Here is a 12,746-nt window from a genome sequence, read left to right as displayed (position 1 = left end):
TGGCGTTTCGCAAAGTTGCTCAGTTCTCTTTCTACTGCGCTGTGTGGAAGCCTTGTTGCGCTGCCTGGAGTAGTCCTCCCTGAAGGTGGGCGGGGGGATAGCGACACGATGCATGAACTAACCCCCCTCGAGTGCCGATAGCCTACGCCACCTGAATTACTCGCAGTCCGGCGTCCCGCACCAGCGCCCGCCCGACGCCTTATGCGTGTAATGATTCACCTATCGCCAGACGGCCCAGCACAACCAGCGGGATCGGCTCTGGCATATTGCGGCGAAAGTGTCCGGGTGCGGCATAATGAGGAGAGTACATGTTCGGTATGGAGTGGCTCAGGGGCAGAAATCATTTGTCCTGCTCCCACGGCACAGGCGTTTGCATGGTTTTACGCAGCGCGGCATTCGGGGAAGGGCCTGATCTAAGAAGTTATCACGTAACAATATAATATTTTTTATTAAACCCCATCAATAATTATCCTGTTAAGACTTAACCACCATTAAAAAAAGAGAAAAAATAAAAATCATTAAGGCAAATTTAAAAATACAACCTAAAATCAAAATAATCTCAGCAAAGAAAAAACATGATGAAAATTAACAAGCAGATTAACTATTTTAATTGCATTATATTATTGAGTGCATTAATACTCAGTTCATCAATATCGTTTGCCTGCACAAGGCTAGTCTATCTGGGTGATGATAATAACACGATTACCGCTCGCTCAATGGACTGGAAAAAAGATGTAGAAACAAACTTATGGATATTCCCGCGTGAACTGCATCGTTCAGGAGGCGGAGGGCAGCACACGCTTAAATGGGTCTCCAAATATGGTAGCGTCATTGCAACCGCTTATGATATTTCCACAACAGATGGCGTTAATGAGAAAGGCCTGGCCGCTAATCTGCTATGGCTGGCAGAGTCTGAATATCCTGCCGCTGCCCCTACGGCTCAAAAACCAGGGTTAAGCGTAGCGGCCTGGGCGCAATACGTACTGGATAACTTTGCGACGGTGAAAGAGGCAGTTCAGTTTCTGCAGCAGGATCAATTTACGCTGGTCACCGCCAACGTTCCTGACGAAGAACGACTGGCAAAACTTCATTTGGCATTATCCGATTCATCAGGCGATAGTGCGATTATTGAATATATCGATGGCAAACAGGTGATTCACCATAAACGGGAATATCAGGTGATGACCAATTCGCCGGTTTTCAACCAGCAATTGGCGCTCAATGCATACTGGCAACAGATAGGCGGAAATGTCATGTTGCCAGGCACCAATCGGGCGGCAGACCGCTTTGTGCGCGCCTCATTCTATGTGGATCATATTCCTAAAAATGAGGGGCATGATAAGGCATTGGCCAGCACATTCAGTGTGATACGAAATGTTTCCGTTCCCTATGGTTATGCCATGTCGAATGAACCGAATATCGCATCAACCCGGTGGCGTAGCGTGATTGACCATAAATCCATGCAATACTTCTTTGAATCGGCTCTGTCCCCCAATATCTTTTGGGTCGATCTGAGAAAAATTGATTTTTCTCCACGCGACGGAAGCGCCATGAAACTAGACCTGGGGAAAAATCAAAGCACGATCTACTCCGGGCAGGTTTCTGAACAATTTAAGAAAGCAGCGCCCTTCGATTTTGCCGGAATATAATAGGCTATCCTGATAGACGTTATTGGCGCAGTCATTTTGTTCACATCATTTATTCAGCACTCAGTAGCAGGAACGATGGATAATCATGAGTGTTTCGGTGGGTAGCAATGATAATTCAACCCGATAAAAAAGCATCACCCTTCATTAAAATATAAAAATACTGTCATATTTTTGAAATAAAAATAAATTATATATGTAATATTTATACCTAATATACTTCTCGGAGGGAGTCGTTATGTCACCAGTTCAGGCATCAACATTTCACGAAGCAGAAGAACTCATTAAAGCCGGGATTGTTAAAAAAATAAAGTTGAGTTTTGATATCTCGGGTGATGATTTTTTCCAATTGGCAATGATGAGTGCTGACAGAGGCGGGAAAATACTCAGGCAAAAAGGCTACTTCATCATTTCAATGAAAAAAATGCTTATCCCTCAAAATACTGAATAAAATAACATATCCTCAAACACACGCCTATTTGGCACAACAATCAAGTCCATCTCCAGTTCAATACGCTGGATGATGGACGCTGTCATTATAAAACCTCTTTACCCATTTCGTGCTCTGTTGCGGTCAACGCGGGGCTTTAGCTTTATAAGCCACACACTCTATCTCGACTTTGCAATCTATCACCATACAGGACTGAACACAGGCTCTGGCGGGTGCCGCAGCGCCAAAATATTCGGTGAATATACGGTTAAAACTCCAGAAATCACGCGGGTCGTCCAGCCATACACCGACCTGCACCACATCCTCCAGTCCGTATTCCGCTTCCTTGAGGATGGCGATCAGGTTTTGGACGCTTTGTGAGACTGAGGAACAATACCGCCGTCGATGATTTCACCGCGCTCCATCGCCACCTGCCCTGAAACGTATAACCAACCATCCGCTTCTACCGCACGCGCAAAAGGTAAAGGTTGCCCACCTGCTCCCAACTCACCAGCACCATAACGGATAATACTCATGGAGAACTCCTCAATGGATTGCCCATCAACATGATGGAAATAAGTTTGATTATGTCGTCTTTACGTTACCGCAGCGCGGTGGCAAACACGGCATTGCGTCCCCTTGCCATCAGGTACGGGATCATCCGGGTTCCCGGCTGAATGACGGCAGGGTATCAATATCTTCAGGATGCGGCACCCTCGCCGCCGCCTCGCGCAGCGGTTCTGCCCTCTGCTCCGGTTCTTCCATAGATGCCGTGCCGACGTCCTGTTCGTTACCCTCTGGCGTTTCGACCGGCAGCTCCCGCAACCTTTCATCGCTATCTTGCATTTCCAACCTGGTGCGCAAGCTCTGCGGCGTACGGAATTGCAGTTCAAAATTTCCTTCGCCCTCCGGTACTTCAGGGTCACGCATCTTGACATTGATCCCTGCGTACAGAGTATGTGGCACCTGATAACCATTCCACAATCGTATTATCTGCAACCCGTCATCCCGTAGCGTTTTCAGGATAGCCCGTAGCTGCTTCATAAATACTTCAAGCGGCATAATAATTTCGTACCGCAACGTATCCCGGATATGGCTGATCGCCTGCGGCAAGTCCAGATGTTCAAGGCGCTGCTGCCCAGTATTGTGCTCAATAGGCTTTTCCTTATTGAACCCCTCTCTCCGCTCATTCTGCCGGAAATGGGCATCATGTCCCTTCATCGCCTGTTGCAGCCGCGGCGTTATCCGCGATTCGAGACGCTGCTGGCTCATCGTCTGTCCCAGTTCTCCTTCCGTGGCATTCCGTATAGCTGGCGTCAGAGAGGCCTCATGCGCCAGCACACCTGAGGAAACGTTGTTCAGATTCACTTGATTGCTCAACGAAACGGTGGAAGGCCTGAGAGCGGACTCCCTTCTGATCGGCTGTTGCTGAGGGCGCGGTAGTGCATCCGCTACTGATTCTGACTCATCCGGGGACTGATATTCAGATGAACAAGCGGAACTGCTCTCCGGGGTATTTGTTGATGTGCTGAGGGGGGTAATTTTCATCGTTTGGGTTTGATACTCATCTGCAGAAAAATTTCTATATGAGTAGGTTATCCGTAGGCCGGGTTCCCATAAAATGATCTTGTCCGACAAATAATGAATAGTTACCAGACTGTCGAACAACAACTTAGCACACTATGTTATGCTCGCAACAAAGGATGAAATTCCTGTCACCATACGTCATTTATTGATATCCGGATATTTAATGTTCTGACACTTGAGTTTCACCATTGCCCACCGGCTGACTAAGGCTCGTCCCGCACACCATGGAAACCTGGAAACTCAATTTATTCGCTGCATGGCTGGGGTGTTTTTTCACCGGCCTGGCCATGAGCCAGATATTGCCCTTTCTGCCTTTGTACATTGAGCAGCTTGGCGTGCGCTCACACGAGTCATTGAGCCTCTGGTCTGGTCTGATTTTCAGTTCATCATTTCTGGTTTCTGCGATTGTCGCACCTTTATGGGGAAGTCTGGCCGACCGTAAAGGACGCAAGCTCATGCTGCTGCGCGCCGCGCTGGGTATGGCCATCGTCATGTCGCTGCAAGGGTTTGCCGCCAACGTATGGCAACTGTTCATTTTACGCGCCATGATGGGGCTGACATCAGGTTACATCCCCAATGCCATGGCGTTGATTGCCTCGCAGGTGCCGAGGGAAAAGAGCGGCTGGGCGTTGGGAACCTTGTCTACCGGGCAGATCGCCGGGATAATTATCGGCCCTTTGTTTGGCGGCTTCATGGCCGATTATATCGGCCTGCGCATCGTCTTTTTCATCACCGGCGGAATGCTGTTCATCTGCTTTTTGATTACGCTTTTTGCCATTAAAGAAAGCGTGATTAAAGTCAGCAAAGCGAATCGATTGAGTGGCAAAGCGGTGTTTGCTTCCCTGCCCTACCCGATGCTGATTGTGGGTCTGTTTATCACCACCATGATTATTCAGATGGCGAATGGTTCCATCAGCCCGATCCTGACGCTATTCATCCGCGACATTGCTCCCGACCACGATAATATTGCCTTTATCAGCGGCGTGATTGCCGCCGTGCCGGGCGTATCCGCCCTGCTGGCCGCCCCCCGTCTTGGTCGTTTAGGCGATCGGATCGGCGCTCACCGTATACTGATTGTTGCATTGGCGTTCAGCGTCCTGCTTTTCTGCGCAATGTCGGTCATTCGAACACCAACCCAGCTCGGCATACTGAGGTTTATGCTGGGCTTTGCCGACGGCGCGCTCATGCCCGCAGTGCAAGCGCTGCTGGTGAAATACAGCAGCCAGCAGGTAACGGGCCGCATCTTTGGTTATAACCAGTCGTTTATGTACATAGGCAACGTTATCGGCCCGCTGATTGGCTCCGGCGTTTCCGCCATGATGGGTTTCCGCTGGGTCTTTCTGATCACCGCGTTGCTGGTGTTATGTAACACAATACAAATCGCCGTCAGCTTCCGCCTGATGCCGAAAAAAACCGGTTAATACCTCACGCCGTCACAACCAATATTGTTTCACTGAATTTCCGAATATTGGGCTGGCACCGGGTTCAGGCGGAATAGCGTCGCCGTTGTCACACAACTGCCACGTCCGTTGTTTATGCTCCGATGGACTTTCCGACACTCACCACTCATAAGAGTTATACGATGAAAAACAATATATTATCACTGTTAATGGTGGGACTCCTGCCCCTGAGCGCCCTGGCGTCCGATGAAAACGTCACTCGTTATGTCGTCACCTTTCCTGCGGGGGAACACGTCGCTTATCAGGGAAAATTCGCCAATAACTTCCCCAATGGTTTACCGGTAGGAATTGGTTCCGGCCTTCATTTCATCGGAAAACAGGGGGACGATCTCATGTTCACCACGCTGACCGATCGTGGGCCCAACGCCGATGCCCCGCAAGCGGGAGATAAAGAAGCAAAAATCTTTGCCAGCCCGGATTATACCCCGTTGGTTATGACTATCCGGGTGAACGGCAAGAGCGCTCAGGCAGCCAATCCACGTCCTTTACATGACGAGCAGGGGCCAATTGACGGCCTGCCGCTGCCGGGTGATTTGATTGGCACAACCAATGAAGTGGCGCTTAATGATGCATTATTTCCTCTTGACACCAATACCCGTGGCCTGGATCCCGAAGGGATTACACCGGATGGCAAAGGCGGTTTCTGGCTCTGCGATGAATATGGCCCTTTCCTGGTTCACATTGATGCAAACGGGAAAATACTGCAAAAGTTTGGGCCGACGCCCGTTGGAACTGAACACTCTGTAGCAACAGGCCTGCCCAATATCATCAAATGGCGTCAGCCTAACCGGGGTTTTGAAGGGCTGACCCGTCTGCCGGACGGTTCTCTCGTCATGGCGGTACAAAGCACGCTGGATATTGACGGTAAAAGCAAGAACAAAGCGCAATTTACCCGTTTGGTGATATTCAACCCGGAGACGGGAACCAGCCGTATGGTGGGCTATCCCATTGATACCGACAGCTACAAGAAAGCCAAAGACGCTAAAATCGGTGACATAGTCGCGTTAGACAATCAACGCATTCTGCTTATTGAGCAAGGGAATGACAAAAATAAGCAAATGCAAAACCGTATCTATCTGGTGGATTTTAGTCAGGCTACCGATCTGACACCTTTTGATAGCGACGGAAAATCGCCGGAATTTAACGATAGTGCTGAATTGGAAGCACGCGGCATACGTCTGGCACACAAACAGACGTTGGTGGATTTGCGTCAACTGGGCTGGCGGCAGGAGAAAGTCGAAGGATTGACAATGGTGGATAAGCAAACGCTGGCGGTCATTAACGATAATGATTTCGGTCTGCAATCGGTGTTGCGATCCCCCGTGAAAGAAAAGGACAAGCCAGATGACTATCAGGTGATGGCCGATGGCAAGCTATCACGAGACGGCAAAGCGGTCGACACCACGCTGGAAATCACGCCGTTACCGAAGCCTGAATCCGAAAACGAGTTATGGCTGATTAAGCTGCCGCAGCCAATACAGTAATCAGGTTTCAATATCGGGAATTTCCGCCCCATGCGACTGAAAGCCCGGCCTACTTCAATCTTTATGGCCGGTGCCTTTCTCATTCAGACGCTAAAAGCGCCGCCGTTCACGAATGCTCAAACCAATCTCTGTTTTGCTCGGCAATGGGCGTAATCGAGTAAATCATTTCCTGTAAGTGCAAACGCATCGCTTTTTCCGCTGCATCGGCATCGTGGGCTTTCAGCCCATTGAAAATAAGATAATGTTGCTGAATCAGGCTCGTTGGCGGGGAAACCTGACTTAAACTGAGAAAGCGCACCCTGTCCATTGTCGCTTTAATCGACTCAATGGTTTCCCACGCCAGCAGGCAATTCGCAATCTGCGTCAAACGCTGGTGGAAATCATCATCAAGACTGAGAAATTCACGTATCTGCTCATTCTGCGCAGCCAGTTCCTGACGGCGTAAATTATGTTCCAGCATCAACAGTTGTTCATCGGTGACCGACGCCGCCGCACGGCGGACAATGGCGCACTCCAGCGCTTGACGGATGAAACGGGCATCCGCCACCCGCTGTTCAGAAATTTTCATCACGAAAGTGCCGCGCTGCGGCAGTATCTGTACCAGCCCGGCCTCAGCCAACTTGATAAACGCCTCTCTGACTGGCTGACGGGAGACGTCGAAGCGCATTGATATTTCTTTTTCGGACAGCAGCTTACCCGGAGGAATATTGCATTCCACAATGTCTTTGCGCAGCTCACGATAAATTTGCTGGTTTACCGGTTCATTGTTGTTGATCTGAAAAGGAGTGTCCATACAGCCGCTTTTTACTCAAGATATTTACGGATCATGATACATCTATACCCAATGGATTTCGAGTTGCAGGAAGGCGGCGGGATGCGATGTCGAACATCCCATCCCATGAGCCAATTATTAACTCAGCGTTTATTTATCTGCTGTAAAACCAGACTGACGGATTTTTTAGCGCCATGAGTGAGCAAGAGCCGATAAGCCTTGACTATCCGCTGAACAAAAACCGTATTATCAGTATGGCAAATGAACGTATTACTGAGCATAGCTCTGAGCAGAAAAAAAATGCTAAACCGAGTTACAGTATTGATGCTCTGGCCGAGCACAAACAGGATGAGTTTTGTTCACCACTTTCCGATATCAGCAACGACCTTTTTGAGGTCCCGAGCACTACCCCGAATTTCCGCACCGAACTGGCTGGCCAGCTTGCCGAATTGGTTCCTGAAGCTGTTGCTGATGGCAAGCTGGATATTGAAAAACTCCGCGAGCTGCTAGCCGATGATGTGGCTGACAGTAACGAGCGCTTTGGTCTGTTCTGGCCAGGCAAAAAGCGCGCGCTGCGTGCCGCACAAGCACCGACTACTGCAACACTGAAACCAGACTTGGTCAACTCAAAAGACTGGGACACGACGCAGAACGCGTTTATCGAGGGAGACAACCTTGAAGTACTGAAGATCCTGCAACGGCACTATCACAACAAGGTCAAGCTGATTTATATCGACCCGCCTTACAACACCGGCAACGATTTTGTTTATCCCGATAACTACAAGGAGGGGCTGGACAGTTATCTGGAGTGGACGCGGCAGGTGAATGAGGAAGGTAAGAAAGTCTCTACCAACAGCGAGACCGAAGGGCGTTATCACTCCAACTGGTTAAATATGATGTATCCGCGCCTGAAATTAGCCCGCAACCTGCTTACTGATGATGGCGTGATTTTTATTTCGATTGATGACCATGAACAGGACAACCTGAAGAAACTATGTAATGAAGTCTTCGGCGAAAGAAATTTCATTGCCCAACTTGTATGGGAAAAGAAAAAGAAAGGAGCCTTTTTGTCTGAAAGTTCAACAAATATAAAAGAGTATGTTTTTGTTTATTCTAGAAGCATTTCTAATTTCAATGGACTTATTGGTGAAATTGCACGAAATGTAGAAACATACCCTGTAATTAAGACCACGAATTCTCGTGGTGTACGCCTCATCAAAAAAGGGATACCGAGTAGATTTAAATCAAAAAATCATGTTGTTCCAAAGGGAAGCCGGATTAGCTCTGGAAATATGGAGATGATTTTACTATCAGATCTTGTTATCAGAGACGGTTTTTTGGCTGAAGATGTCAAAGTTGATAGTAATTGGATTTATTCCCAAAAACTCTTGGATAGCTATGCTGAAGAAAAAAGCTTGTATGTTACGCAAGACCTTTATTTTCGGCGTATTGTCAGTGAACCTAGAGAGAAAAAACTGAAAGATCTACTTCCTATGAGAGGGAATTCTTCCTCTGGAGCAAATTTTTTAATTTCGGACGATTTATTTTCTGATGGTTGGGGGACGAATGAAGACGCCTTCGATGAGCTGCATGCTATCTTTGGGCTTCAAAATGTAATGAGCTTTCCGAAGCCAACAAAGCTATTGGCAAAACTATTCCTTGCTGCAACCCGCTATGATCCCAATTGTATCATCCTAGACTTCTTCGCCGGTAGTGCTACCACCGCCCATGCCGTAATGCAGCTTAATGCTGAAGACAACGGCAAACGTCGTTTCATCATGGTGCAACTGCCCGAACCTACTCCTGAAGCTTCAGAAGCGCGCAAGGCAGACTTTGCCACTATCGCCGACATCTCCCGTAAGCGCATCGAACTCGCGGGCGAGAAAATAAAATCCGATTTTGCAGAAAGCCAGGTGGACACCGGCTTTCGCGCCTACAAACTGGCGGACACCCATTTCACCAAATGGCGCGTCACCAGTGATATCGAACCTGACAAGCTAACTCAACATTTGCTCGACCTGCGCGATAGCAGCACTGATGAGGCCAGTCCAGACGATCTGCTTACTGAGCTGCTGCTGAAGCTAGGCTATTCGTTGAGCGAACACCTCAGTACACGGACTATCGCCGGGCTAGACATCCATGCCATTGCTGGCGATGCCAACAAGCCGCGTCTGCTGGCGTACTTAAACGAGCGAACCAAACCCACACTGGAACAATTGCGGGAACTGGTGAAAACCGAACCTACGCGCCTGATCATTCTGGAAGATGCCTTCCACGGCGACGACGAACTGAAAACTAATATTGCTCAATATGCCAGGAGCAAAGGTATTGAGCTGAGGACGGCGTGATGAACAGTCATTCTCAAAATACGGGCTTTCAATTTGATTCGCATCAGCAATATCAAATTGATGCCATCAACGCCGTGGTGGATTTGTTCGATGGCCAACCAAAGGATGCCGACAAGATCGCGATTGCCTTGCGTGGCAGCGTTGCCAGTCGGGAAGGTGAGCTGGATTTAGGCATTGAACAGGAGATTGGTGCTATCGGCAATAATCTGGTACTGGATGAAGGCACTATCCTTGCTAACTTACAAACAGTACAGGATCGCAACGGGCTGGAGGTAAGCGAAAAACTGGTTGATGACAAACTGGATTTCGACATCGAAATGGAGACCGGTACGGGTAAAACTTACGTTTATCTGCGTACTGTTTTCGAACTGGCAAAGAAATATGGCTTCACCAAGTTTATCGTCCTGGTTCCCAGCGTCGCCATCCGTGAAGGGGTGAACACCAGTATTCGTCTGATGCGCGAGCACTTCCGCAGCCTCTATCCGGCGCAGCCTTTCGATGCGAATGTCTACAGCGGCGACAAAGCCGAGGAAGTTCAGGCCTTTGCGACTGCGACCAACGTGCAAATACTGGTGATGACGATCGATGCGATACGCGGTAACAAGAATACGCGCATCATTCACCAGCAGCGCGACAAACTCAATGGCTTGCGTCCGCTGGATTACCTGAAAGGCACGCATCCCGTGGTTATCATGGATGAACCACAGAATATGGAATCACTGCTATCCCAGTCCGCGGTGGGTGAACTCGATCCCGTATTTACGCTGCGCTACTCGGCCACGCATAAGCAGCGGCGAAACCAGATCTACCGGCTCGATCCGGTTGATGCGCACGATCTCGGTCTGGTGAAACAGATCGTTGTGGCTGAAGTCGCACAGCACGGTGCGGATGTTGCGCCTTACGTCAAGTTGCTGGAAGTGAAAGACACGAAAGCCGCGAAACTTGAACTGGCTTGCCGCAAGGCGGATGGCTCTATCGCACGTCGTAGCAAAAAGGTCAAGCCGCACCAGGAGTTGTCAGACGTCACGGGAAATCCTGCTTATACAGGTTGGCGTATTAATGCTTTGAGCATTACCGCTTTCGGTACGCCTGCCAGTATTGAACTGACGCCGAATGGAAACCTGTTATGCGAAGGTGAATCCCTGGGGGGCGCAACGGGCGCGATTTACAAGGAGATGATTCGGGAAACCGTGCGCGAGCATTTGCGCAAGGAAGCGATGTTGCGCCCGAAGGGGATTAAAGTATTGAGTCTGTTTTTCGTAGACAAGGTGGCGAGTTTTCTCGGCGATGGGGTGAACAACGAAGACGCAAACGGCGAGTTCACCAAGTGGTTCGATGAGGTGTTCAGGGAAGAGCGTAGCAAGTCTGACGTCTACCAAACATTGCTGCCGCAGGATCCTTGCGAATTACGGCGAGCGTATTTTTCCCAACTGAAAACGCGTGGTGGCACGACCTTTGTGGATTCGTCAGGCACAACGGCCAAAGATGACGACGCCTACAAGCTCATTATGCAAGACAAGCAGCGTCTGCTGGACGACGCAGAACCCGTACGCTTCATCTTTAGCCATTCCGCACTGCGCGAGGGCTGGGACAACCCTAACGTGTTTCAGATTTGTACGCTGCGTGAAATGGGCGCGGAAACGGAACGTCGGCAAACGTTGGGACGTGGTCTGCGCCTGCCAGTGGCGAAAACAGTAAAAGGCTATGAGCGTGTTACCGACCGCAGCGTTGCACAACTCACCGTGGTTGCTAATGAGTCTTATGCGACGTTCGCTCAGAACCTGCAAGCTGAATACAGGGAGGCGGGCGTAGCCATCGGACAGGTACGACCTAATGAATTTGCCAAGTTGATGAAGAGGGATCCTCATGGTGCGATGACCGATGACATGCTGGGGTTCAAGACATCTTCTGCCATATTCAAACATCTGGAAAACGCAGGGTTCATTGAGGATGGTAAGGCAACTTCCATGTTTCTGCCGGATGCAGCAGGATTCTCATTACATTTGCCTGCTGAGTTCAGGCCCTACGAATCAGATATTATCCGGTGCATCCTTAATGCGGGTATTGAGAAATATGTGAAACCTGTAAGCATGCGGGCCAAGCGTAAATTCAACAAAGAACTCTATGCCTCGCCGGATTTTGAGATGCTTTGGCGTGCTATCAGCCAGAAAACCACTTATCGAGTGACAGTTAAACACCCTATGCTGATTGAGGCGTGCATAAAAGCGATCAAGGCTGAACCCAAAATCCAGCCGTTACGTATTGATGTCACACGTGCGGGTGTCAGGGTGCTGCGTGGCGGCACGCAAGGGCAAGAACTGAGTGCACGAACAGTCGACCTCAAAGGCAGCTATGACTTGCCGGACATTATCGGTGAGTTGCAGCAAGGTACGTCTCTTACGCGTAAGACGCTGGTGGATATTCTCACAGGTAGCGGCCGGCTGGACGAGTTCATTTCCAATCCGAACGATTTTATGGCGATGGTACTCCGTTGCGTAGAGGGTGAACTACAGCGCGTCATTGTCGAAGGCGTTCAGTATGAAAAGATCGGCGGCTCCATCTATGAACTCCGCGAGTTGCAAGCCGACGGCCTTGCCGAAAAGGATTTCTTCAAAGAGCATCTGTACCGCGTCGAACACCCCGAGAAAACCGATTTTGATTACGTCGTGTTTGATGGCGGGCCGGACAGCCCAGAGCGAAAGTTCGCAGAGTTTCTCGATCACCGCGAGGATATCAGGCTGTTTATGAAACTACCGCCAAGATTCCAGATCGACACGCCGGTTGGCCCTTATAATCCCGACTGGGCCATCATCAAATCCGAAGACGGCGAGGATCGGATCTATATGGTGCGTGAAACCAAGAGCACCATGGATGAACAAAAAAGGAGACCCTCCGAAAATGCCAAAATCAAGTCTGCCGCGGCACACTTCAGGGAAATTGGCATCGAGTATGCGGTTTCAGTACCTGAACAGTGGAATATTTGACTGTCGGCTGTAGCGGCATAGGCTCTGGTAAACCT

The 12,746-nt window shown here is 49.4% G+C and carries 8 protein-coding genes and 2 pseudogenes; 6 read left to right on the top strand and 4 right to left on the bottom strand.

Going from position 1 to position 12,746, the window contains the following annotated elements; all coding sequences use genetic code 11:
* Positions 1–145 precede the first annotated feature (145 nt).
* Positions 146–289 (bottom strand): annotated as a pseudogene (locus BIY29_RS20680) (GNAT family N-acetyltransferase); the annotation flags it as partial.
* A gap of 286 nt (positions 290–575) precedes the next feature.
* On the opposite strand from BIY29_RS20680, the gene BIY29_RS15105 reads away from it, so the two are divergent.
* Together BIY29_RS15105 and BIY29_RS15100 are read left to right on the top strand one after the other, a co-directional pair.
* Entirely contained in the window at positions 576–1,649 is a 1,074-nt protein-coding gene (locus tag BIY29_RS15105; protein WP_121575917.1) for a linear amide C-N hydrolase, read from the top strand.
* Between the two features lie 235 nt (positions 1,650–1,884).
* Positions 1,885–2,097, top strand: coding sequence for a hypothetical protein (locus BIY29_RS15100; RefSeq protein WP_121575916.1), 213 nt, complete (start codon positions 1,885–1,887; stop codon positions 2,095–2,097).
* A 123-nt stretch (positions 2,098–2,220) separates the two neighbouring features.
* Here BIY29_RS15100 and BIY29_RS15095 read toward each other — a convergent pair.
* Both BIY29_RS15095 and BIY29_RS15090 read right to left on the bottom strand, forming a co-directional pair.
* Positions 2,221–2,612: pseudogene (locus tag BIY29_RS15095) on the bottom strand (RidA family protein).
* Between the two features lie 121 nt (positions 2,613–2,733).
* Positions 2,734–3,444 carry a hypothetical protein gene (locus tag BIY29_RS15090; protein WP_147437163.1) on the bottom strand — a complete coding sequence of 237 codons (711 nt, stop codon included), beginning with the start codon at positions 3,442–3,444 and terminating at the stop codon, positions 2,734–2,736.
* 443 nt (positions 3,445–3,887) lie between these two features.
* On the opposite strand from BIY29_RS15090, the gene BIY29_RS15085 reads away from it, so the two are divergent.
* Positions 3,888–5,084 carry a multidrug efflux MFS transporter gene (locus BIY29_RS15085; protein ID WP_121575914.1) on the top strand — a complete coding sequence of 399 codons (1,197 nt, stop codon included), beginning with the start codon at positions 3,888–3,890 and terminating at the stop codon, positions 5,082–5,084.
* Between the two features lie 161 nt (positions 5,085–5,245).
* Positions 5,246–6,607 (top strand): esterase-like activity of phytase family protein, encoded by a 1,362-nt coding sequence (locus BIY29_RS15080; RefSeq protein ID WP_121575913.1) that lies wholly within the window; start codon positions 5,246–5,248, stop codon positions 6,605–6,607.
* Positions 6,608–6,713: 106 nt separating this feature from the next.
* Here the strand turns inward: BIY29_RS15080 and BIY29_RS15075 are convergent, their stop codons facing one another.
* Positions 6,714–7,400, bottom strand: a complete 687-nt coding sequence (locus BIY29_RS15075; protein ID WP_121575912.1) for a GntR family transcriptional regulator — start codon at positions 7,398–7,400, stop codon at positions 6,714–6,716.
* Positions 7,401–7,573: 173 nt separating this feature from the next.
* On the opposite strand from BIY29_RS15075, the gene BIY29_RS15070 reads away from it, so the two are divergent.
* A complete protein-coding gene (locus BIY29_RS15070; protein WP_240630159.1) occupies positions 7,574–9,727 on the top strand; it encodes a site-specific DNA-methyltransferase in 2,154 nt (717 codons plus the stop codon).
* A complete protein-coding gene (locus BIY29_RS15065) occupies positions 9,727–12,711 on the top strand; it encodes a restriction endonuclease (RefSeq protein WP_121575911.1) in 2,985 nt (994 codons plus the stop codon). Before BIY29_RS15070 ends, BIY29_RS15065 begins: the two co-directional genes overlap by 1 nt.
* The last annotated feature ends 35 nt before the right edge of the window (positions 12,712–12,746 follow it).

The organism is Brenneria alni, from assembly GCF_003666245.1.
Classification (GTDB): domain Bacteria; phylum Pseudomonadota; class Gammaproteobacteria; order Enterobacterales; family Enterobacteriaceae; genus Brenneria; species Brenneria alni.
Note: the sequence above shows the minus strand (reverse complement) of the source record. Positions and strands in the feature narration are given on the sequence as shown.